The organism is Streptococcus sp. HMSC034E12 (genome assembly GCF_001835915.1).
Lineage (GTDB): Bacteria > Bacillota > Bacilli > Lactobacillales > Streptococcaceae > Streptococcus > Streptococcus vaginalis.
In genome coordinates, this window is record NZ_KV826434.1 from 1 (window position 1) to 23,535 (window position 23,535).

At 36.5% G+C, this 23,535-nt stretch carries 23 protein-coding genes and 1 pseudogene; 11 read left to right on the forward strand and 13 right to left on the reverse strand.

Annotated elements, in window-relative coordinates:
- The first annotated feature begins 225 nt into the window (after positions 1-225).
- The 9 genes and pseudogenes from HMPREF2574_RS03145 to msr(D) all read left to right on the forward strand — a co-directional run bounded on the left by HMPREF2574_RS03145 (position 226) and on the right by msr(D) (position 10,377).
- A pseudogene (locus tag HMPREF2574_RS03145) lies at positions 226-1,145 on the forward strand (L-lactate dehydrogenase).
- 118 nt (positions 1,146-1,263) lie between these two features.
- Positions 1,264-2,547: a 3-phosphoshikimate 1-carboxyvinyltransferase gene (gene aroA, locus HMPREF2574_RS03150; protein ID WP_070812184.1), complete on the forward strand. Its 1,284-nt coding sequence runs from the start codon at positions 1,264-1,266 to the stop codon at positions 2,545-2,547.
- Entirely contained in the window at positions 2,540-3,016 is a 477-nt protein-coding gene (locus tag HMPREF2574_RS03155) for a shikimate kinase (protein WP_070811509.1), read from the forward strand. The genes aroA and HMPREF2574_RS03155 overlap by 8 nt, the downstream gene beginning before the upstream one ends.
- Positions 3,013-3,846 (forward strand): prephenate dehydratase, encoded by an 834-nt coding sequence (gene pheA / locus HMPREF2574_RS03160; protein ID WP_024052917.1) that lies wholly within the window; start codon positions 3,013-3,015, stop codon positions 3,844-3,846. The genes HMPREF2574_RS03155 and pheA overlap by 4 nt, the downstream gene beginning before the upstream one ends.
- Before the next feature lie 12 nt (positions 3,847-3,858).
- Entirely contained in the window at positions 3,859-5,196 is a 1,338-nt protein-coding gene (locus HMPREF2574_RS03165; protein ID WP_070812185.1) for an LCP family protein, read from the forward strand.
- A 75-nt stretch (positions 5,197-5,271) separates the two neighbouring features.
- Positions 5,272-6,627: a 23S rRNA (uracil(1939)-C(5))-methyltransferase RlmD gene (rlmD, locus tag HMPREF2574_RS03170; RefSeq protein WP_070812186.1), complete on the forward strand. Its 1,356-nt coding sequence runs from the start codon at positions 5,272-5,274 to the stop codon at positions 6,625-6,627.
- 392 nt (positions 6,628-7,019) lie between these two features.
- A complete protein-coding gene (locus tag HMPREF2574_RS03175) occupies positions 7,020-7,190 on the forward strand; it encodes a hypothetical protein (protein ID WP_002941306.1) in 171 nt (56 codons plus the stop codon).
- A 386-nt stretch (positions 7,191-7,576) separates the two neighbouring features.
- A complete protein-coding gene (mef(A), locus tag HMPREF2574_RS03180; RefSeq protein ID WP_070812187.1) occupies positions 7,577-8,794 on the forward strand; it encodes a macrolide efflux MFS transporter Mef(A) in 1,218 nt (405 codons plus the stop codon).
- A 119-nt stretch (positions 8,795-8,913) separates the two neighbouring features.
- The gene (gene msr(D) / locus HMPREF2574_RS03185) at positions 8,914-10,377 is read left to right on the forward strand and encodes an ABC-F type ribosomal protection protein Msr(D) (RefSeq protein ID WP_070811512.1); all 1,464 of its coding nucleotides are present in this window, start codon (positions 8,914-8,916) and stop codon (positions 10,375-10,377) included.
- A 117-nt stretch (positions 10,378-10,494) separates the two neighbouring features.
- On the opposite strand, the gene HMPREF2574_RS03190 is transcribed toward msr(D), so the two are convergent.
- Genes HMPREF2574_RS03190 through HMPREF2574_RS03210 form a run of 6 tightly spaced genes read right to left on the reverse strand, consistent with a single transcriptional unit; the run spans position 10,495 to position 13,603 of the window.
- Entirely contained in the window at positions 10,495-10,794 is a 300-nt protein-coding gene (locus HMPREF2574_RS03190) for a DUF5960 family protein (protein ID WP_024052923.1), read from the reverse strand.
- Entirely contained in the window at positions 10,781-11,149 is a 369-nt protein-coding gene (locus HMPREF2574_RS03195; protein ID WP_024052924.1) for a hypothetical protein, read from the reverse strand. The genes HMPREF2574_RS03190 and HMPREF2574_RS03195 overlap by 14 nt, the downstream gene beginning before the upstream one ends.
- Complete coding sequence (locus HMPREF2574_RS03200; protein ID WP_024052925.1) at positions 11,146-12,561, reverse strand: Y-family DNA polymerase; 1,416 nt, start codon at positions 12,559-12,561, stop codon at positions 11,146-11,148. Before HMPREF2574_RS03200 ends, HMPREF2574_RS03195 begins: the two co-directional genes overlap by 4 nt.
- 4 nt (positions 12,562-12,565) lie before the next feature.
- Positions 12,566-12,694, reverse strand: coding sequence for a hypothetical protein (locus HMPREF2574_RS10815; RefSeq protein WP_256769111.1), 129 nt, complete (start codon positions 12,692-12,694; stop codon positions 12,566-12,568).
- Positions 12,684-12,911 carry a hypothetical protein gene (locus HMPREF2574_RS03205; protein ID WP_024052926.1) on the reverse strand — a complete coding sequence of 76 codons (228 nt, stop codon included), beginning with the start codon at positions 12,909-12,911 and terminating at the stop codon, positions 12,684-12,686. Before HMPREF2574_RS03205 ends, HMPREF2574_RS10815 begins: the two co-directional genes overlap by 11 nt.
- 2 nt (positions 12,912-12,913) lie before the next feature.
- Positions 12,914-13,603, reverse strand: coding sequence for a helix-turn-helix domain-containing protein (locus tag HMPREF2574_RS03210; RefSeq protein WP_042754166.1), 690 nt, complete (start codon positions 13,601-13,603; stop codon positions 12,914-12,916).
- 154 nt (positions 13,604-13,757) lie between these two features.
- Between HMPREF2574_RS03210 and HMPREF2574_RS03215 the strand changes: the two genes are divergently transcribed.
- A complete protein-coding gene (locus HMPREF2574_RS03215) occupies positions 13,758-15,278 on the forward strand; it encodes a DNA methyltransferase (protein WP_079757547.1) in 1,521 nt (506 codons plus the stop codon).
- Between the two features lie 54 nt (positions 15,279-15,332).
- On the opposite strand, the gene HMPREF2574_RS03220 is transcribed toward HMPREF2574_RS03215, so the two are convergent.
- From HMPREF2574_RS03220 to HMPREF2574_RS03235, 4 genes are all read right to left on the reverse strand, one after another.
- On the reverse strand, positions 15,333-16,505 hold the full coding sequence (locus HMPREF2574_RS03220) for a hypothetical protein (RefSeq protein ID WP_042754167.1): 1,173 nt from the start codon (positions 16,503-16,505) through the stop codon (positions 15,333-15,335).
- An 88-nt stretch (positions 16,506-16,593) separates the two neighbouring features.
- On the reverse strand, positions 16,594-18,396 hold the full coding sequence (locus HMPREF2574_RS03225; RefSeq protein WP_024052930.1) for an AAA family ATPase: 1,803 nt from the start codon (positions 18,394-18,396) through the stop codon (positions 16,594-16,596).
- Between the two features lie 5 nt (positions 18,397-18,401).
- Positions 18,402-18,839, reverse strand: a complete 438-nt coding sequence (locus HMPREF2574_RS03230) for an ABC-three component system middle component 2 (RefSeq protein WP_042754168.1) — start codon at positions 18,837-18,839, stop codon at positions 18,402-18,404.
- Entirely contained in the window at positions 18,832-19,779 is a 948-nt protein-coding gene (locus tag HMPREF2574_RS03235) for an ABC-three component system protein (RefSeq protein WP_024052932.1), read from the reverse strand. Before HMPREF2574_RS03235 ends, HMPREF2574_RS03230 begins: the two co-directional genes overlap by 8 nt.
- A 371-nt stretch (positions 19,780-20,150) precedes the next feature.
- Between HMPREF2574_RS03235 and HMPREF2574_RS03240 the strand changes: the two genes are divergently transcribed.
- Positions 20,151-20,756 carry a hypothetical protein gene (locus HMPREF2574_RS03240; protein ID WP_024052933.1) on the forward strand — a complete coding sequence of 202 codons (606 nt, stop codon included), beginning with the start codon at positions 20,151-20,153 and terminating at the stop codon, positions 20,754-20,756.
- Between the two features lie 39 nt (positions 20,757-20,795).
- Here HMPREF2574_RS03240 and HMPREF2574_RS03245 read toward each other — a convergent pair whose 3' ends face one another.
- Genes HMPREF2574_RS03245 through HMPREF2574_RS03250 form a run of 3 tightly spaced genes read right to left on the reverse strand, consistent with a single transcriptional unit; the run spans position 20,796 to position 23,534 of the window.
- Complete coding sequence (locus tag HMPREF2574_RS03245; protein WP_024052934.1) at positions 20,796-22,751, reverse strand: DNA polymerase; 1,956 nt, start codon at positions 22,749-22,751, stop codon at positions 20,796-20,798.
- A 48-nt stretch (positions 22,752-22,799) separates the two neighbouring features.
- Positions 22,800-22,967 carry a hypothetical protein gene (locus HMPREF2574_RS10530; protein WP_167697705.1) on the reverse strand — a complete coding sequence of 56 codons (168 nt, stop codon included), beginning with the start codon at positions 22,965-22,967 and terminating at the stop codon, positions 22,800-22,802.
- Between the two features lie 18 nt (positions 22,968-22,985).
- Positions 22,986-23,534, reverse strand: a complete 549-nt coding sequence (locus tag HMPREF2574_RS03250; RefSeq protein ID WP_024052936.1) for a DUF2815 family protein — start codon at positions 23,532-23,534, stop codon at positions 22,986-22,988.
- Between the last annotated feature and the right edge of the window lies 1 nt (position 23,535).

Below are 23,535 nucleotides of genomic sequence, written 5' to 3' on the forward strand. Positions count from 1 at the left end.
GAGTTTTCTTGTCTAACTTTTGGGGTGCAGTTCAGATTTTGGTCAGCTTTTTATGTGCATGAAATCCATAGGAGAAGAAAGGATTCAACAAATTAGCGAGAATTTTCTGAATATTTCCACTAAATACTTGTTTTTTACTAATTTCTGAGTATAATGAAATGTATCAACTAGACAGATTTTCAGTTTAATGATGAAGCTGAACGGTGTATTTTGTGGAGGTGCTTTATGTCGCGTAAAATTGCGATTATTGGTATGGGAAATGTTGGTGCCGCAGTCGCACATGGTCTGATTGCGCAAGGTGCTTTGGATGATTATGTGTTGATTGATAAAAATGAAGCGAAAGTCAAAGCAGATGCACTTGACTTTCAGGACGCTGCAGCAAATTTGAATCATCACGCAAATATTATTGTTAATGATTATCAGGCATTGGCAGATGCGGATGTGGTGGTGTCAGCACTGGGCAATATCAAATTACAAGATAACCCCAACGCCGATCGATTTGCGGAATTACCCTTTACATCCAAGGAAGTTCCTTTTGTCGCTGAACAATTGAAAAAAGTTGGATTTACAGGGATTATCATTGTTATTAGTAATCCAGTAGATGTCATTACTAGTCTTTATCAACACTATACTGGTCTGCCTAAAGAGCGTGTTATTGGAACGGGAACGCTACTGGACACAGCTCGTATGAAACGTGCAGTTGGTGTTCGCTTTTGTGTCGATCCTCGAAGTGTTTATGGCTACAATCTTGGAGAACATGGGAATTCTCAATTTACAGCTTGGAGCCAAGTACGGATAAAAGGGCAACCGATTTCTACATTTGCTTCAGTCGAGGAGTTGGATGAAATTGCTCTAGAAGCCCTTAAAGGAGGGCATACCGTTTTTTATGGCAAAAAATACACATCTTATGGTATTGCGAGCGCAGCTATCCGTTTAGCAGTAGCCCTTGTATCGGATTCGCATGAAGAATTGCCAGTATCAAATTATTATCAGCCATTAGACACCTACCTGAGTTATCCAGCGATTGTAGGACGTGAGGGAATTGTTGAGTTGAGCAAGTCAAACTTAGTTTAACGGAAAAAGAGGAGGAAAAATTAGCGTATTCTGCACAATTCATCAAGCAAAAATTTGCAGAAAGTTTATAATTTTAAGAGGGTGAGGAAAAGTTGAATTCAACGAAATGAAGCTTTTCCCCCGCTCTCTTTTGTTTCCCTTCTCTTTTTATGGTACAATATGTAAAAAGAATCAGGTATGAGGTTTTCTATGCAGTTACGAACAAATGCAAAGGGATTAGCTGGGTGCATTCGTGTGCCGGGTGATAAGTCTATTAGTCATCGATCGATTATGTTTGGTAGTTTGGCCAAGGGAGTGACAACGGTTCACGATATTTTGCGTGGTGAAGACGTCTTATCAACCATGCAAGTTTTTCGTGATTTAGGTGTTCAAATTGAAGATGACGGCAATGTAGTAACGATTCATGGAGTGGGTTTTGCTGGTCTTCAAGCGCCGACAAACAAACTGAATATGGGAAATTCTGGAACCTCTATTCGCTTGATTTCAGGTGTATTAGCTGGGCAGGATTTTGTGGCGGAAATGTTTGGTGATGATAGTTTATCTAAACGTCCTATGGATCGCATAACGATTCCTCTTCGTCAAATGGGGGTGCAAATCGCTGGGCGAACCGAGCGTGATTTGCCACCGCTCACCATTCATGGAAATAAGAACTTACAGTCTATTCATTACACCTTGCCTGTAGCGTCTGCTCAGGTTAAATCTGCTTTGATATTTGCGGCTTTACAAGCTCAAGGCGAGTCTGTCATTGTGGAAAAAGAAATGACCCGCAATCATACAGAAGATATGATTAAACAATTTGGCGGTCAGATTTCTGTCAATGGAAAGGAAATCCGCGTTCAAGGTGGGCAAGAGTTTACTGGGCAGAACGTGTTGGTACCAGGAGATATTTCTAGTGCGGCTTTCTGGATAGTGGCAGGACTTATCGTTCCTAATTCTAAGATTATTTTGGAAAATGTCGGTATCAATGAAACACGAACTGGCATTTTGGATGTTGTTAAAGCTATGGGTGGAAATATAAACTTGTCCAATGTAGACAATATTGCTAAGTCTGCCACCATAACGATAGAGACGTCTGAATTAGTCGGCACAGAAATTGGCGGAGAAATTATCCCACGTTTAATTGATGAATTGCCAATCATTGCACTTCTGGCCACTCAAGCTAAGGGGCAAACGGTGATTCGTGATGCGGAAGAATTAAAGGTAAAAGAAACAGACCGTATCCAAGTTGTGGAAGATGCACTAAATAGCATGGGGGCTGATATTACTCCGACAGAAGACGGCATGCTCATCAAAGGGAAAACGTCTCTTCACGGTGCTAAAGTTCATACATTTGGCGACCACCGAATTGGCATGATGACAGCTATTGCAGCTCTTTTGGTAAAGGACGGTCAAGTCGAGTTGGAGCGCGCCGAAGCTATCAATACGAGCTATCCAAATTTCTTTGATGATTTGGAGGACTTACTTCATGGCTAAGATTTTGATTGGTTTCATGGGGGCTGGGAAAACAACGGTTGCTAGCTTGCTAGATGAAAATTTTATCGATATGGATGAGCTTTTGTCAGAGAGACTGGAAATGCCGATTAAAGAATATTTTGAGCAGTATGGCGAAGCAGCTTTTCGGCAAAAAGAAAGTGAATTATTAAAAGAATTGCTACAGTCAGAACAAGTCATCTCAACTGGTGGTGGCATCATCAGCAATGCTCAAAATCGCGAGTTGTTAAAGCAGAACGCTGAAAATATTTATTTAAAAACAGATTTTGAGACACTTTATCAGCGTCTTGAAGAGGATCAAGAACACCAGCGCCCACTTTATTTGAACAATAGCAAAGCTGATTTGAAAAATCTTTTCGAGCAACGTCAAACTTGGTATGAAGAAGTGGCTACAAAAGTTATTGATGTGACTACTTTGACACCAAAACAAATCGTGGAGGTGTTGCCATGAAAATTGGATTTTTAGGTCCGAAAGGGTCTTTTTCTCATCATGTGGCACAAGAAGCATTTCCAGCAGATACGTTAGTGGCTTTTGAAAATATCACGGAAGTTGTAAAAGCCTATGAGACAGGCGAAGTGGATTATTCTGTAGTGCCAGTTGAAAATTCAATTGAAGGAAGCGTTCATGAAACATTGGACTACCTTTTTCATCAGGCAGCCATTCATGCTGTGGCAGAAATCGTCCAGCCAATCAAACAACAATTATTGGCAACGGTAGCTGATAAGCCAGTAGAAAAAATCTTTTCTCATCCGCAGGCAATTGCGCAGGGGAAAAAATATGTCCGCCAGCATTATCCACAAGCTAAAATTGAAATAACAGCTAGCACAGCTTATGCGGCTCGTTTTGTGGCTCAGCATCCAGAAGAAAATTATGCAGCCATTGCGCCAAGGAGTGCAGCTAGTGAATACGGTCTGCAGATTGTTGCAGAAGATATTCAAGAAATGGCTGAGAATTTCACCCGTTTTTGGTTGCTGGGACAGTCGATTCCGACTTTGCCATTATATCCTAAGGAAAAGAAACTCACGCTTGCTTTGACTTTGCCAGACAATTTACCCGGTGCTTTATATAAAGCTCTTGCAACTTTTGCTTGGCGGGGAATTGATTTGACAAAGATTGAAAGCCGCCCGTTGAAGACCGCTTTGGGAGAATATTTTTTCATTGTGGACATCAATAATGAAAAAGAGGATTTAGTGTCATTTGCGATGAGAGAGCTAGAAGCAATTGGCATTACTTATAAAATTTTAGGAAATTACACCGTTTATACTATTTCAGAACAGTAGATTGGAGCAATCATGGATAAAAAATCAGATAATCTCAGCCACCATGAGCAGTTGAGACTGGACTATCTTTACAAAAATATCCATTATTTAAATGAACGCGAGAAAAAAGAATATCAATATCTTCTTAGCAAGCAAGAAGGAGACCAAAGAGTAGAGTCAGCTCGTGAAGCAAGAGCTACCTTTTCTGACCAACAAGTGCCTGAGAATTTTGGTTACACCGAGCAGGGACTCCCTCAATATCCAGAGAGAAGTCGCCGTAATAAACGATTTAAATCAGAGCGTATACCAACTAATGCGGCTGAAAGTGTTGTAGAAAACACACCCAAGCCTAAAAAGGAAAAGCGGCATAGAAAAATACGTGTGAAGCGGATTCTAGCTTGGCTTGCTTTAATTTTGGTTCTCATTGTAGGAGGCATGTTGTTCATGTTTATAAAAGGCTTGAACACTTCAAAAAACAACCCAAATGCCAAAGCTGCCCAAACAGAAGTCTTTAATGGGAAAGATACCAAAGACGGTGTGAATATACTTATTTTGGGTACAGATGGACGAATTGGTCAATCTTCTTCTGAAACGCGGACCGATTCAATCATGGTCTTAAATGTTGGTGGAAAAAATAAAAAAATGAAACTCGTCAGTTTCATGAGAGACACGCTCGTTCACATTGATGGAGTGAGTCAAGGTTCTGGTTATGATCAAAAGTTAAATGTAGCATATGCCATTGGGGAGCAAAATAACAATCAAGGCGCTGAATTGGTACGTCAAGTGCTGAAAGACAATTTTGATATTGACATTAAGTATTATGCTTTGGTTGATTTTTCAACTTTTGCGACAGCTATTGATACCCTTTTCCCAAATGGTGTTGAAATGAATGCGAATTTTTCAACTATCAATGGTGAAAAAGTGAGTGAAGTACAGGTGCCGGACGACCTCAATATGAAAGACGGAGTGGTTCCAGAGCAGACGATTAAGGTTGGAAAACAGCGAATGGACGGACGCACGCTTTTGAATTATGCGCGTTTCCGTAAAGATGACGAAGGAGATTTCGGCCGAACACGTCGCCAACAAGAGGTGATGAGCGCGATTATTCAGCAAGTCAAAGACCCAACGAAGCTTTTTACAGGCTCTGAAGCGCTTGGAAAAGTATTTGCTTTAACCTCAACCAATGTTCCGTATAGTTTTTTACTAACGCACGGCTTGTCTTCTCTTACCAACGCTCGTAATGGTGTTGAAAAGGTGACCATTCCTGAAAATGGAGATTGGATAGATGCCTATGATATGTATGGCGGTCAAGGCTTACTAGTTGATTTTGAAGCCTATAAAGCAAAATTAGCACAATTAGGACTCAGATAAATGATATAATAGAAAGTGATGATACGGTCGCTTTCTTTTTTTGGGAAATGGCAGAGCTGATAGAAAGAGAAATATATGTTAAAAAAGAATGATGTGATAGAAGTTGAAATTGTGGATTTGAGCCATGACGGTGCTGGAGTGGCTAAGGCAGAGGGGGTGGTTTTCTTTGTAGAGAATGCTCTGCCTACGGAACGTATCCGTATGCGCATACTGAAAGTCAATAAAAAAATTGGTTTTGGCAAGGTAGAAGCCTATCTGACGAAATCCCCTTATCGAAACGAAGATGTTGATGTGGCTTATCTGAGGATAGGTATTGCTGACCTTGGGCATCTAAAATATAGTGAGCAATTGAAATTTAAAACCAAGAAAGTTAGAGATAGTCTTTACAAGATTGCCGGAATTGCAGATATCGAAGTGGCACCAACCCTTGGTATGGAGCACCCACTACATTATCGAAACAAAGCGCAGGTTCCTGTTCGCCGTGTCAATGGACAGCTAGAAACGGGATTTTTCCGAAAAAATTCGCATGATTTAATGCCAATTGAGGATTTTTATATTCAGGATCCAGTTATTGACCAAGTCGTTTTGGTAGTGCGGGATTTGCTGCGTCGTTTTGACCTGAAACCTTACGATGAGAAAGAGCAATCTGGTCTGATTCGTAATATTGTGGTTCGTCGTGGACATTACTCTGGTGAAATCATGGTTATTTTAGTGACAACTCGTCCCAAAATTTTCCGTATAAATCAGTTAATTGAGCGATTAGTCGCACAATTTCCGAATATTAAATCTATCATGCAAAATATTAACAACCAGCCAGGTAATGCGATTTTGGGGAAGGAATTTCGTGTACTGTATGGACAAGATTATATTACTGACCGCATGCTAGAGAATCACTTTCAAATTGCTGCCCCAGCATTTTACCAAGTCAATACAGAGATGGCAGAGGAGCTGTATCAAACGGCGATTGATTTCGCTGAGTTGAGTACAGAGGATATTGTAGTGGATGCCTATTCGGGGATTGGCACCATTGGATTGTCAGTTGCGAAACACGTCAAAGAAGTCTATGGCGTGGAGGTTATCCCTCAAGCAGTTGAAAATAGCAAAAAGAATGCTAAGCTAAACGGCATTAGCAATGCCCATTATATTTGTGATTCAGCAGAAAATGCTATCAAAAAATGGCTGAACCAAGGTATAAAACCTAGTATCATCATGGTCGACCCACCACGTAAAGGCTTGACTGAAAGTTTTATCAAATCAAGCGTCAGTATGAATCCAAAGAAAATCGTCTATATTTCCTGCAATGCCGCCACCATGGCACGTGACATCAAGCTCTATCAAGAACTAGGCTATAAACTCACAAAAGTTCAGCCCGTGGATTTGTTTCCAATGACGCATCACATCGAGTGTGTGGTTCTGCTCGTAAAAGCCTAGAAACATTGGAACGAAAGGGATACTGAAAAGCCTTGGTTGCAAGGCTTTTTGCTTTGTGGTGGGGAAGTATCAGAGTGAGAAATTTTTTGGAGTGAGTAGAAGTGATAGTAAGAAATTATCAAAATCTATTTCCATTTACCCTGTGGGTACGTGTTTGTTTCCATTGACAAGGAGTTTGTGGGAATAGAAACATCCCCACCTTGTTTGAATCAAGTGAAGTGTAGTTGACGGAAAGCTGTTGAAAGGAATACTGCATTTTACCGAATAAGTAATAATTTAGGCAACTTCAAATCGTTTTTAAAAAAACTATTTTAATGGTCAAGAGTAGACAAAAATTGTCCACTCTTTTTTGTAAACTCAATTTATCAATAAATGAAATGAGGGAATGTAAAATGAAATATTTTGAGGTTGAGTTAGAAAATCCTGATGAATTTTTAAAACTACAAACAGAAGATTTTGTGAAAGCTAATCGCTTGCTACTAAGGAAGATAATCCAGAGCGTTACAGTCTATGAAGAACACTTCGTCATATCCTTTAAATCTGGCATCGAATTGGAAGTATGAGACTCATTCCATAACTTTTATATTGAACATATCATCTTGTTGTGTTATACTATAAATTGATATAAACAAAGATGTAGGAGGAACCGAAACTATGACAGCCTCAATGCGTTTAAGATAAGCTGGCAATAAAAAAAGCAGAATCTATACCCGATGATAGGCTTTTTTGTTGTGCTTATTTATACGATATTGAGCATTCATTAGTTTCGGTGAGGATATTGGTTATTTAACTATACCTTTATTTAACTATGCCTTTAATATGAATGTTTCCAAATTGTATGTATGCAGACCAAAAGCCACATTGTGGATTTAGGCCTGCATTTTTTTATTGCCTAGAATGCTATTCAAAATAGAAATTTAAGCAAAATAATATGCAGGAGATAATATAAATGGAAAAATACAACAATTGGAAACTTAAGTTTTATACAATATGGGCAGGGCAAGCAGTATCATTAATCACTAGTGCCATCTTGCAAATGGCGATTATTTTTTACCTTACAGAAAAAACTGGATCCGCGATGGTCTTGTCTATGGCTTCACTATTAGGTTTTTTACCCTATGCGGTCTTTGGACCTGCAATTGGTGTGCTAGTGGATCGTCATGATAGGAAGAAGATAATGATTGGTGCTGATTTAATTATCGCAGCAGCTGGTTCGGTGCTTACTATTGTTGCATTCTATATGGAGCTACCTGTCTGGATGGTTATGATAGTATTGTTTATCCGTAGCATTGGAACAGCTTTTCACACCCCGGCTCTCAATGCGGTTACGCCACTTTTAGTACCAGAAGAACAGCTTACGAAATGTGCAGGCTATAGTCAGTCTTTGCAGTCTATAAGCTATATTGTTAGTCCGGCGGTTGCAGCACTCTTATACTCCGTTTGGGAACTAAATGCTATTATTGCCATCGATGTATTGGGTGCTGTGATTGCATCTATTACGGTAGCAATTGTACGTATTCCTAAGCTGGGTGATCGCGTGCAAAGTTTGGACCCAAATTTCATAAGAGAAATGAAAGAAGGAATGGCTGTACTACGGCAAAATAAAGGATTATTTGCTTTATTACTCGTTGGAACATTATATATGTTTGTTTATATGCCAATTAATGCACTATTCCCTTTAATTAGCATGGATTACTTTAATGGAACACCTGTGCATATTTCTATTACGGAAATTTCCTTTGCATCTGGAATGTTGATAGGGGGTCTATTATTAGGGTTATTTGGGAATTACCAAAAGCGAATCTTATTAATAACGATATCCATTTTTATGATGGGGATAAGCTTAACCATTTCAGGATTACTTCCCCAAAGTGGATTTTTCATATTTGTAGTCTGCTGTGCAATAATGGGGCTTTCGGTTCCGTTTTACAGCGGTGTGCAAACAGCTCTTTTTCAGGAGAAAATTAAGCCTGAATATTTAGGACGTGTATTTTCTTTAACTGGAAGTATCATGTCTCTTGCTATGCCAATTGGATTAATTCTTTCTGTACTCTTTGCTGATAAAATCGGTGTAAATCATTGGTTTTTACTATCAGGTATTTTAATTATTTGCATTGCAATAGTTTGCCCAATGATAAATGAGATTAGAAAATTAGATTTAAAATAAACAATATTGGAGGGATATTTATGTATCTTATTTTCATGTAATTCTTCCTGCTAAAATCGCAGGGTTTTTCCTGCGTACAAGCAAATGAAAGCATGCGATTATAGACAGGAGGAAATGTTATGGAATTAATATTAAAAGCAAAAGACATTCGTGTGGAATTCAAAGGACACGATGTTTTAGATATAAATGAATTAGAAGTATATGATTATGACCGTATTGGTTTAGTAGGAGCAAATGGTGCAGGAAAAAGCACTTTATTCAAGGTACTTTTAGGAGAATTAATTCCCCCAGGATGTAAAATGAATCATCTGGGTGAACTTGCCTATATTCCCCAGTTGGACGAAGTAACTCTGCAGGAGGATAAAGATTTTGCACTTGTAGGCAAGCTAGGTGTTGAGCAATTAAATATACAGACCATGAGCGGTGGTGAAGAAACAAGGCTTAAAATAGCACAGGCCTTATCGGCACAGGTTCATGGTATTTTAGCGGATGAACCTACGAGCCATTTAGACCGTGAAGGAATTGATTTTCTAATAGGACAGCTAAAATATTTTACAGGTGCACTGTTAGTTATTAGCCATGACCGCTATTTTCTTGATGAAATAGTAGATAAAATATGGGAACTGAAAGAGGGTAAAATCACTGAGTATTGGGGAAACTATTCTGATTATCTTCGTCAGAAAGAGGAAGAACGTAAGAGACAAGCTGCAGAATACGAACAATTTATTGCGGAACGTGCTCGATTGGAAAGGGCTGCGGAGGAAAAGCGAAAACAGGCTCGTAAAATAGAACAGAAGGCAAAAGGTTCTTCAAAGAAAAAAAGTACTGAAGACGGAGGGCGTTTAGCTCATCAAAAATCAATAGGAAGTAAGGAAAAAAAGATGTATAATGCTGCTAAAACCCTAGAGCACAGGATTGCGGCCTTAGGAAAAGTAGAAGCTCCGGAAGGCATTCGCAGAATTCGTTTCAGGCAAAGTAAAGCATTGGAGCTCCATAATCCATACCCTATAGTCGGTGCAGAAATTAATAAAGTATTTGGGGATAAGGCTCTGTTTGAAAATGCATCTTTTCAAATTCCGTTAGGAGCAAAAGTGGCGTTAACTGGTGGTAATGGAATCGGAAAAACAACTTTAATCCAAATGATCTTAAACCATGAAGAAGGAATTTCTATTTCGCCTAAGGCAAAAATAGGTTACTTTGCACAGAATGGTTACAAGTACAACAGTAATCAGAATGTTATGGAGTTTATGCAGAAGGATTGTGACTACAATATATCAGAAATTCGTTCAGTGCTAGCATCTATGGGGTTCAAACAGAACGATATTGGAAAAAGTTTATCTGTTTTAAGCGGTGGAGAAATTATAAAATTGTTGCTTGCTAAAATGCTCATGGGTAGATATAACATCCTAATAATGGATGAACCCAGTAACTTCCTTGACATACCAAGTTTAGAGGCTTTGGAAATACTAATGAAGGAGTACACCGGAACTATCGTGTTTATCACCCACGATAAACGATTACTCGAAAATGTAGCAGATGTAGTTTATGAAATTAGAGATAAGAAAATAAATCTGAAACATTAAATTTAAGGTAGTCGCTGGTCAGTATAGTCTGTTCTGGTTGGCGACTCCATTGTTAAAGAGTATAAAGACTTTAGATTTTATGAATATTAAAAATAGGAACAGTCAATCGAACTGCTCCTATTTTTCTGCTAAATATGTTGTAGTTTTCTTATATGTATAATGGTAGATTAGCGGATTCTCATCTACGGTACTTACCTCAAATATGAAGAAGTGATCACGGTTATCTCTTGCCTTTTCCTTATTTAGGACAAAGTAATTCTTACGAGAAGTCGCCATTGTTTTGATGATATCATCAGTCAGGAAGGTCAATGGAATATTCATATTGGAGTAGCGGTAGAAGTCACGTTCAAAATCTTGGTAGCTCTCGCTGTAATAGTCCATTTGAAGGTGATTACGCTGAAACTCAAGCTGATTCATAGAGCACCTCCTCTACAAGTTCAATACTAATTATGTCGTTCAATTTCAAATTGATGTGACCTGTTGTAGTTTTTATCAAAATGAAATCTTTGTTCAGACTTGGTATTGTCCCAGTGTAGGAAACTCGCTTGTTTTTTTCAACGACATGAATGCGTGTGTGCAATTGCCCAGTGTACACTTGACTGAGGAGTAATAATTTCTTCTCTAGTGATAAATCAGACATATACGTTACTTTGTTTGCATCATCAGAAAGAGCAGATGTATGCTCAGATAGGAAAAATCCCATCCATTTTTGCATCTTAGTATCCTGGTACTCTCTTGCTGACTGAAATGGCAAGTATGAACGATCAATCATTTTAATCCCTCCAATCCACCAGCGGAATGACCGCCGATAAGTTTACTACGTTCAATATTTCTGGAACCTTCGGTTAGGACGGTTCCTTTTTGAATAGCTAAAAAGCCAAACTGTTCTCTGACAACATCAATTGCTGTCTGAAGTCTATTTTCTTTTTCAATTTGTTCTACATCATCAAAAAGTGACAGTAGAGTAAAGTTTTCATCTACAAAGCCACCATAAGACACACCGATTTGCCTCACTGCACCAGAGGTGTATTTCTTTCGGAATAATTCAAGTACATGACCAACCATTGTTTTTGGAAGATTTGCTGGGTCAATTTTTTTCTGAGCATTAATTGATTTTTTCATCTCAGTTCTAGAATAGCCAATATGAATAGAAACGACAGTAGCTTTTTTATGTGCCGAGCGAAGACGGTTAGCAACTTGATCAGCCATTTCAGCTAATACAATTTCAATTTCTCTTTGGGTTCTGTAATCTCTAGGAAGTACTTGTGAGTTACCCAATCCTCGTGATTTTGGTTTATAGGGTTCATGGACGTTGCTCTCATCAACTCCATTTGCGTGAAACCAAAGCTGAACACCTACTTTACCGAATTCTTTTTTGAGAATATCAGGATTGAAGTTGGCTAATTCTTTGATTGAATGAATACCAAGCTTTTGTAAATGAATCTCGGTTTTACTACCAATCCCCCAAAAGTCTGTTAATTTTGGAATGGCCCATACCTTGGTTTCTACATCTTCGTATGACCAGTTAGCTCTCATTGTAGCAGTTTTCTTAGCTTCATTATCTAGAGCTAGTTTAGCTAGAAGAGGATTGGAATTGCTCATTCCAACAGTTGAGATAATACCTGTTTTACGATAAATATCTCTCTGAATCATAGCCGAAACATTATCTAACTTATCTTTCCTTGACATTGACTTATCAGAAATAAAGTAAGAAAGTGAGCTAGTAAGGTCAATAAAGCCTTCATCGATTGAATAGGGGAGAATGTCATCTGGAGCAGCATAGTCTTGAAAGATATGCTGAATCTCTAGATTCTTCTCAATATATCTGTCCATTCGCGGAGGAACGATGAGTGTACGCTTTGCCCAGTGTTCAATAAACGATTTATACTTTGGTGTTACCCCAATTCCCTGTTTCCATGCATTTTGATAGCTGAATTTTCGAGTGTTGATATCAAATGGCAAGTCGTAGGAACGACCTACATTGGCTTTTCCGAATACTTTCTTAAACATAGGAGAAGAAGCCAGTATTAATCCTGCTGAGTTATCTGCTCGGCTCATGACACACAGTGATGTGTAGAGTGGATGCAAACCTCTATCTACACACTCAACCGAAGCGTAGAAGGACTTCATATCGAGGAAGGCTATGTCACTTTGAGGTTCAATAGAATAGTCGATATAGCCCATAGGATTATCTCCTTTTTAGTTTCTCTAGCTCTTCGATAAGTTCTCCGATGTAGTCAGTGATGTCGTATTCAAATTTGTCAGGGGTGAAGATAATACGTTCGTCTTTGATGTAAATCATTTCTTTAATGTTCATTGGTATTCTCATCCTCCTCGGTCATAGCAATTAAAATAGAATCTTCTATCAAAAAAGCGTAAGGATAGATTTTAGCATCCTCATTTTGAGGAATAAGAATTTCATCGAATCCTTCATTTTCTAGTCGTTCTTCAAAGTTGTCCATATTGAAAATTTCAACTTTACAATTAGGGTTGAAACCATACGTTCCAAGTTCTAAAATATCCTTTAGCTTCATGATTATACCCCCTCTACAGGCATGAAGTGTCCCACAACTAGACCAACAATGCTTGGCTCATCCTCATAAGGAATGAACTTCTCTGGATAGTCCTTATTCAAGGATACCATTCTAAATCCATCCTCATCACGGTAGAGTTTTTTGATATAAACAGAGTCTTTCCATGATAATGCATAGACCGCACCATCATAGTCGAAACCGTTGGAGCGGATAAGTGCGACTTCTCCACTCTTATATACAGGCTCCATAGAATCTCCCTCAATCCAAGCAGCAATGTCGTAACCGTATTGTTCCTCGTTGGAGTAGACTGTTTCAGTTTCAAACTCGTCAAAGAATCCTTCTCCAAGACCAGCTGAGAGTTGAATATCTGATAGCACTTGGACTGAGAAGAGTGGAGTTACGTTAGAGGTTTGTTGGGAAAGAAGAAGCTCCTCTACATATTCCTCTGCCTTAACTTGGTTGTCAGGAGATAACTGAAGATAGCTATTGATGATATTGTATTCAGATTCAAAATAAGTTACTGGTACATCTAGGATTTTAGATAATAAGGTGAGATGCTTTTGGTTTGGTTTAGCTCGACCTGACTCCCAACTATGGTAGGATGAACGGTTGATATTGAGTAAGTTAGCAATTTCTGTTTGAGAAAAACCTTTAGAAATTCGCTTTTCTTTGAGATTTATTTCCGAAAACATGGTATAATACTCCTGCGTTGTTTTATAAAACAACAAAATTTTATCAAATTTTTGCATGATTTACAAGATTTAGCTAGTGACTTTTTTGTGATATAATTTAAATTGACAAATTTTTTATAACGTATGAATTAAATAAATAGATAGGCAGGGAGTAATGGATAAGAGAAATAAAAAATACATGATGCATAAATACTGGGGGAAAAAACCAGCTGATGAACTGAAAGATTTAATTTTGAAATATAGTAATGAAGGAGATATTTTACTAGATCCATTTGCTGGTTACGGTAGTTTTGCTAGTGAAGCTATTTTAAATAATCGCAATGCGATTTCTAATGATTTAAATCCAATTTCAAATTTTATTACAAAAGTATTGACATCAACAAGTATAGATTTTTTGAAATTAGAAAAAATGATTGAAGAAATTTATGATAAAACTCTTTTGTTAAGAGAAGAGTGGTATTTTTATGAAGGGAACGAGGTAATAACTACTTTAAGGGAGAATGATGGTAGTGTAAGAAAAATAAAGATAAAAAATGATAAAAATAAACTTATTGAAGTCGTACCATCAGAACTTTATATGGAGAGTTTGAAAGTTAAGGAAGAAAATTTTGATATAGTAGATTGGTTCCCAAACCAAACCTTAATTCCTAATTCTAGAATATCTGCAAAAGTAGACATGAAAGTTTCAGACTTATTTGATATACGAAGTTTATCATGTCATGCGCGTCTCCTTTCAATAATTAATAGCTTTGAGGACTCTCAGGAGAAGGATGCTTTATTACTTTCCTTTACATCTAATCTAGCAAATTGTTCTAAATTAGTTCCTCCAATTAAAAGTAGGGGAGAGATGTCACAAGGAGCATGGATGACAGGCTTTTATATTGGACCAACTTATTTAGAAAACAATGTTTTTCATTACTTTTTTAATAGAGTTAAGAAAGTAGTAAATGGGAAAAAAGAATTTTTGGAAGAGTATAATACTTTATTTCCAAAAGGAAAAATAGAGATAGAGAGTTTTGATGCTAAAGACCTGTTAATAAATTCAAATTCTATAGACTTAGTTTTTACTGATTTTCCTTATGGGGATGCCGTTCCTTATTTCGAACAAAGTGCTTTGTGGAATTCATGGTTAAACTTTAATGTTGATTATGATAATGAGATAGTGATATCTGATAGTAAACAACGTAAAAAAGGAAAGGAACAATTTCAAATTGATATCGATCAAGCAATTTCTGAAATATATAGGGTTTTGAAGACAGATAAATATTTTGTTTTTACCTATCATTCATTATCAGGATTTGAATGGTCTTCTATAACAAATTCGTTATTTAAACATGGATTTGAAGTTGAAGATTGTAAATTATTAACTCAAAAAACCTTCCCACCAAGACAATTAAATAGAAAGAATACAATAAAAGGTGATGTTTTAATTATTTGTAGAAAGAGTGATAAAATAAATAGGCGACCAGAGCTAACATTAGAGGAACAAAATCAGTTAATAAAAGATTTATTTATTAGAGTTATAGAATCAGGGCATAAAGATACTAATTCAATAATTGTTGAATTCTTAAAAGAATTTTTAAATATAGGTATAACAGTAGCAGATTCAAATATATTTTCTAATTTATCTGAAGTAGCATATTTTGATGAGGTTTGGTCAATAAAAAATACGTAAATTCAAAAGTGGTCCGGCTAAAAGTTAGCCAGACCGCTTTTGAATTTTAGTGAACTAATTTTCGTTTACATAGACTATTGACATAGCTTGGACAGTGTAATCCTTCTCGTACTTTTTTTCTTTATCATAATGATATTGAATGGTATTGACTTTGTCTAAAGTTATATTATTTAAGAGCTCATTGATTTTTTCAGAAATTTCATTAATGTGCCCTTTTAATTCTCTAGCATCTTGAAATTTGTCTAGATAGGTAAGAAAAATGAAGAAACGGTTATTATTACAAAACAAACGTTCACCTTGGTATTTATAGTTCCACCATTCTAATATTTTGCTATTTTCAATAGTAGAAATAACGATATTTTTCCTCTCATCTGTAATTTCAGCTAAAAATTTTGATATCTCGGGCTCACCTTCTTTTTCCTTTAGCTCTTGTATTAATTGGTTTGTTTTTAATCCCCCCATATTAGGGAGAGATAGTCTCTTTTTATGTGCCTTATAAATATCTTTAATTTTTTCGATTTCGCTTTTATTATCAGATTCTATTGGCATAAAGTCATCAAATCCATCTGTATTTTCTTGTACACCTTTTGAAAATAAATTAAAATAGTCATCAGAAATATGAGTGATTTTAAGGTCGAAAGGAATTAATTTTTCTTCAATCTTTACAAAAAAGTCAATATCGTGAATTTTTCTAAGCGTAGGTATGACATTGTGATGTTTTATTAATGTTAGTTCAATCAAGTCATTTGCGGTTTGATTATAAAAAGACCAAAGAGCGTAGTTTCGTACCTTTATTAATACATTATTATCTAATTCGCTTTTTAGAATCTGAAACTCTTTTATATTTTTATTTCTAACGAATGATTTTAGCAGTGAATCAACCTTATCATCTCTTATTCCTGCACTATGAATTGGAATTTGAGACAAAAGCTCGTCAAGTCCTTTAGCCTCTCTTTCTCGTTCAAGGACTAATTTTTTTCGTTGTTCTAAAATGAATTGTTCAATACTTGAGTTTTCAAAGTCAGAATTAAACAGTTCATTCATTAATTCGAATTCTTTAGAAGAACATGCTACTTTATTATTTTTCTTATAAAAATTTAGGATGTATTTTTTATTCATACTCCGAATCATTAAAAAACGATCTATACTTTCTTTATATTTATTAGAAAATTCTATTAAGTCTTTGTTTGATTCAAATTCTTTATGCATTGTGGTATATAGGTTCATGATAAACTCCTCAAAAATTATTAACATAACTTAGTTAAAACTAGCTAATAGTTGATTATTTTATAAACTAGATACTTGTTTATTCGAATCATTGTTCATCATCAACCCCATTAAGGAAACCATATCGCCCATAGCTATGACTTTTTGTAAACTCAATATAATTAATGTCGTTATAATCAAGCTTTGGTAGATTTCTAGAGTTTTCAATGACGATTAGTTGTCCTTCGCAAATTGAAGACTTAAAGTATTCAAATAAGGCGATTTGCATACTTTCTGGAGTATCATTTTTTTCCCCTTCATCTAAACCTAGTAGAGGAGTATCAAAAATGTGGAAGAATGGTTTATATTGAGCCTGTTGAGAGAATATTTTTCTTAAAGCTAAGACTACAACAGTATTTAGATATGCAATAAAACCTTTACCATATCGGGAAGTTTTCTTCTCATTCATTAGCATAATATCAAATTCTTTCCTATCAAATCGACTAAAGCTGGCTTTGTCGAAAGCACACTCAGATAGGATTGATTGTATATTTTTGGTCATGTACTGCCAGAACTGAGCTGGGTACTCATCTTTAGGAAGATACTCTTTTTTTTCAGTTTTCTCATTTTCTAAATCATCAATATCTTGGGACCAATTTTCTACCAATCTATTTATAGTTTCAATATCACTTTTTGTTTTGATGTATGATTTATATTGCTGGATTTTATTGGAAAGTTTTTTCTCGTCAGGTAGCAAGATGTTATCAATTTCAGCTGAAATCATTTGCTTTTGCTGCTCAAGATTAGTTTTTGATTCTAAAAGTACAGAAATATTCTTTTGTAAATCAGTATTCGTCTGGTTTAGAGTTTCAATTTTACTAATCAAAGTAGCCAGTTCCTCACTAAAAGAATCAAGATGGTGTTCCAATGATTCTTGATTGATATGGTTATTGCAGACAGGACACAAAGCGGAGTCTGCTACATTTGCTAATTCATTGTGTGACTCTACAATAAATGATAATCTATTGAAGTCAGATTGATATTGACTTGAAAGTTCATTGAAACGATTGAGTAATACGGATTTCTCAGATAGTTCAGAATCGATTTTTACAATTTGCTGTAGTAGATTTTCGTGTTTTGAAGTAGTACTAGTGAGAGTATTACGCAACTTTTGTAGTTTTTCTGATAGTTGCTCAATTTCAGTTTCAATATCTAAGACTGACTTTTGGTCTAATTTTTGTGTTAGTCGATCGTGACGCTCATTAAACTGGACTATCTTTGAGCTAATATAGTTTTTTACAGAGTTATGTCGTATTTTTCTTTCTTCAGCGGATTCTTGTTTCTTGATTTCAGAAAAATCTTTTCCATAAAGCAAGTAAAGAAGTGCTGATAGGTAAGCTGTTTGTTGGTTTGGCATCTGAGGTAGCAAAATTGAGGTAGGACGATTCATATCATTTTCATGAATAATCCAAGAATTAATAAAGGTTCTAACTCCAAGTTTTTGAGTCTTAAAGTTTTTATTTTTAACCACTTTAACTGGAGGAACAATTCCAATAATTTGAAGCCAGACATTACTTATTGGCTCTCTATTTTTCCTCTTATTTTTGGAGTAGTATTCCCCTGAGAGAATACTTGGAAGAGTAGATTCAACAATAATTGTATCTTCTTCGAGGCTTCGACTTAAAATAACTAGCTTATCTTCAACTGAAATTTCCAAAGTAATGGTATTGTAATTTGTTGAAGTAGAGAACGGGAGAGAAGAGCTACCAGTAAGATAGTCAATGCACTTAACAATGCAGGTTTTTCCGACATTGGAAGGTCCTGTGATAATGTTAAGTCCTTTAGTAAAATTTATTTCAGATTTTTTATGTAATCCAGTTACAGTTAACTTTTTCAAGTAAGGTGCTTCCATAATAATCATTCCTTATTTAGAATATGTTCATGAGTGAATGTGAGCAATTCTAAATCACTCATATTTTTTAAAGTATTGTAGATACTATTGGTAACTACCTTATAGGAACTAGCAAAATCAGAATTCAGTTTTTCAACTAAATCTTGACCTTTTTGAGTTATAGAAATTTTAGCTATTTTCCCTTCATCTAATTTTATAAGATGTTTCGATACCAATAGTAGTATCGCTTTTTTTACTTTTTCATGTCTGACAGTCAATTGTACTGAAGAATAAATGCTATCTCCATACAGGTTGATATCACTAAATTTGAAATCCTTAGCATATAAGCTTAAAAAATTAATTAACCAAAGTCTATCAAGAGATAGACTTTTTTTATTTAGGCAATTAATTGTAATTAAACATTGCATAGCTACTTCTGAAGTAGTATCAAATATATTATTCATTAACATCTACCCAGTTAAATTTGCCATCGTTTACTAGTGTATGACAAAGACCTTTCTTTTCAGAGTTACCAATGAAGTTCTGGATTTTGGTTATCTCAGGCTTTGAAAATGAAACCGTAGTGATATGTTTTAGTGTCTCAGTAACTTTTTTGAATGAAGTTGTGTAATCTTCAAGCAGAAAATCACTAATTGAATCATAGGTTTCTTGCTTTAGTATTGCAATTTGTTGTTCACTATCTTTAAAGCCGTCTCTAATTGCCCGTAATACATAGTCGGCATTGAAGAAATTAACTCTTTGATCATGTAAGTGATCTTTGTACTTTTGGGGGAGATTCTGGACATCGTAATATTCTATTTTTGGATGACCATCATTTTCAGAGTATGCAATTAAAAGTTGCTTACTGTAAACATCTTCTAACTCAATTAGAGAATCAGGAATAGGTCCCTTTTCTGGTAACTGAAGAGACTGTGAGCCGATAACTATTTTCCCATTTTCATAACGGACTTTTGTAATTTCAATTTCACCAACAGATGGCAGTTCTTTTTTTGAAGTTTGAATGCCTACTTTTCCTTGTAAGAAATTAAGAAAAAGTTGAGCACAAATTTCAGAAATTTCAAGTTCAGAATCATCTGTGTAGAACCCATATTGATGTAAAGTATCAGCTAGTCTATCAATGGTGTCTACTGTTAACTGATTTTCTATATGAGTTGTAAGAGCAGAGAGCTGAATAATTTTGATAAGCTTGTTAGCTTTAATCTTAGCTATTGTATTGCCGGATGGTGTGAAATATCTATTAATTGTATCGGGCGCCAAATTGGAGAGGGGATTATCATCAGGATTTTCAATTGAATTCTCAATTAGTGTATTGAGAAATTCACTTCTCGACATCTCTCCACCTATGTTGACGTATAGCAAATTGAGGAATTCTGCAAATTGCACTTATTATCACCTCCTTTTTCCGATATTATCCGAAAGCCTCCGAAACCATCCGAGGTTTTACTTGAAAATAAAGTATACTTTGTAATGTAAACCTCTCCCTAGATATGGAGTTACTTATTAATAATTATATCAGAAAACAAAAGTTTTGTAATTTTATAAATGAGTGCGTTTACAAAGTTACTCCCCAACTGAAACCTTGCCCTTGATCACGGCCTCTGACTTCAAAGGTGGAAGTTGAGAATTGCAGTTCAGTCTGTGAAGTCGACTGGCCATGATTTAGCAAAGGAACTGCTGATGTGGTCAGAAACAAAATTAAATAGTTCTTTTGGCATGTCCATTTCCTTTGTGAACGAAGGAAAAGGTGACAAGACATGTCAATTAATGAACAAAATCAAATTTCAAAATACACTCCAGAAAGCTATCGTGATGAAAAAACCTACAATGATATTCCTTGTGAAGAAGGGGAAGTTCTTATTCCAATCGTAGTAATGAATAACGATATGATAAAAGCGATGGGTATTAATCGTTCGAATATGAAAACTGCTCGTATGAAAAACGGTTCACGAGTACCAGTTGCTTATGCTCCAATCAAACTAGAACATTTTGACAACGCTTTGAAGATATATTACAAGGATGTCAATATCTATCTAAATCAATTTAAAAGTGATTCAGATGTTTTATCTTTGGAAGAGATGATGGAAAATATGAATAATGAAAATATAAAGGGAAATGACCCAACTGGAATCCCTTCTCACGAGGAGAAACTGATGCTTATTGAGACACTAGAAGAATTGATTGATGTTGTATATCAACGTAATGAGAAGTACGGTAATATCCTAAAGCTAATCTACCAAGATGTCACCATTAGCAAACAAGAAATCATTGAAAAACTTGGTATGAAAAAGACCCAAGGTTATGAAGCCATCAAGAAAGCACATGCACTCGCAAAGGAGGTTTATAAAGAACTAAATCAATAAATGAAAATCGCCATCTCATTTTGAGGTGGCGATTTTTTGCTAGTCTTTTTGATAGAAAAAGCATTCATATCCATCTACCCTAAGATTAATATCAGACAACCAGTCAGGTGCTATCCCCATTAATGATGCAACTTCATCAAGTTTTTGTTCAATTGGACATTCGATTATGACTTCATCGTGGACATGGCCTACAATCTTGAAATTTTTTAGTTGCTTCATAGAGAATGCAAGTATGTCTCTACTGATAGCTTGAACAATGTTCTCCACAAATTTTGGACCGTAGCTTTCTAGTCTATCCCAACGTTTGGCAGTTCCAGTTCCTTCGTAAGTGACGGACTCTCCGCCGAACTGGTTATCGCCAATTCTTGGTTTGATATACGCTAGCTTACGACCAGATGGTAAGGTGATGAATAAAATGCCACGTTTTACTTCAAATTGAATACCGTGAGTAGATGTTGGAATTAGTTCCTTTACAGCAGTCTTTACAGCATTATCGACATCCCACCAATAGAGAACGATATTCGGATTAGCTAGTCGCCATGAGTTTACTAGTGGTTGGAGTTCTTCCTCAGTTAGTCCCATATCAAGCGCCCCCATGGCTTTCAATGCACCGACTGAACCTCCATATCCGCAAGCTAGCTCTGCAATTTTCCCTTTTTGTCTCAATTCAGAATTTTGTCCATGTTTTTCAACTGGTACTCCAAACATCTGAGAAGCGGACATACAGTAGATGTCTTTTCCTTGTTCAAATACTTTACTACGCCATCTCTCTCCAGCCAGGTGAGAGAGTACTCGAGCTTCGATGGCAGAGAAGTCGCAAACAATGAATTTCTTTCCTTTACTAGGGACAAAGGCTGTTCGGATAAGTTGAGATAAGGTATCTTGTGTGTCGTAGATTAGCTCAGTAGCTTCTAAGTCACCTGTTCCGAAAAGTTCTCTAGCTTCCTCAAGGTCAGGAAGATGGTTCTGAGGTAGATTCTGAAGTTGCACCAAGCGACCAGCCCAGCGACCAGTTCGGTTTGCTCCGTAAAATTGGAACATCCCCCTTACTCTACCATCCTTACACACACAGTTCATCATAGCCTGGTACTTAGAGACACTTGATTTGGCAGCTTGCTGACGAAGTTTGAGAACTTGAGCAGTTGTTTCATCAACCGTTTTGAGAAGTTCTTTCACAGTTTTTTTGTCGAGTGAATCTGTAGTTACTCCGTGATCTCGTAACCAGCCAATCATCTGCAGAACTGAGTTTGGATTTTCAAGACCAGTTAAGGCTTTTAGTTCTTCTTGGATTTTAGCTTTGCTCTCTCCGTCTATTTTGATAGCAGCTTTGACAAAATCAATATCTATGCCAATACCACGGTCATTGATAATCTGATCCTGGTGGTACTCATTCCAAACAAAGCTAGGTACTGGGAAGTTTTTCACCCGTTCCTTAATGGCCAATTCGACCTCAACATCACGTCTGTTGTAATTGATAAATGTAGACCACTTGTTAGGTGCGTGATGAGGAAAGTTACGAATTCGTCCCCCATTGGCTTTTGTTGGCTTACAAGGCACGCAGAAGTAGCGAATGAGGTCAGCCCCCTCTCTCATCTTTTTGTCTTTGAGTTTGAGAACTGTTCCAACCCCTTCTAAGGAAAGTGGGAGTCCTAAATATGCGGACCAAATCATGCTACACCGCCACGAAACTGGCGAGAGAAATCCATCTGATAAGAATTCAGGATGATGTTTCTTAAGCCAGGTGGATAGACAAATTCGCTCAAATGAAGCGTTGAATGCCCATTTGATCACTCTATCGTCTACTAAAGCTTCAAGAATGTCTTGTGGTAATTTCTCCTTAGTTAAGTCGTAAACAGTCACTGGTCCATTATCGACAGATACCGCAAACAAAAGGATTTCAAAACTGTTATCTTCCGCATAGCGATAGACACCAGATTTTCGTAAGTCAATGTCGCAATAGGTTTCAATGTCGATGCTGAGTTCTTTAATCGGCATAGTTTGTCCTTTCTGAAAAAGGTGACAGAAGTACTGCCACCTAAAGTTCTATTTGTTTTTTCGACTGAGTGGTGTTTGGCTAAGTTTTTCTTTATTTTGCTTCGCCTTTCGTTCCATTTCATTTCGAATGTCATTTCTAATGGTCATATATCCAAAGTATAGTGCTATTAACACCCAAATTCCCATTAAAGTACAAGTTAAAATAGTATACATCATCAATCTAATTCTCCATTTCTAGTTCAAAAAGTCATCATCATCTTCTGTCGCAAAATCATCTTCAGCACGAGTGCGTCCACCGAGGGGCTCACCATCACGCAATTTTTGCAAGTTATTCAAACCGCAAGCAATACCTTTATTACCATTTGAATTGAAAGCATAGAAGGTAATAGAAGCACGACCATAGATACCAGAGTACAATTCTGAAGTATCAATGATTTCTTGACGATTGCCATCAACGACTCCAGGTTTGTGTGGAGAGTTGGCATTTACGAAGTAAGCATTTTTGTAAGCTTCATCATCAGGGCGTTCAAGGTCACCGTCACGTAGGGGAGTTTTCAGAGTAGATAGAGCAGGTACAGATTTACCGTTGCCCTTGAGTTTTGACTCACCTTCTTTATATGCTTGCTCAATAGCAGCCTTGATTTTGTTAATGGTGACTGTATCATCTTTAGGGATGATGAGAGAAGCACTATACTTGGGAGTGCTACCATTTATAGATTTTGGCTCGTTGGCATTTAAGTAGCTGAAGCGAGTGTTTGGTCCTGTAATTACTTTAGTTGTCATA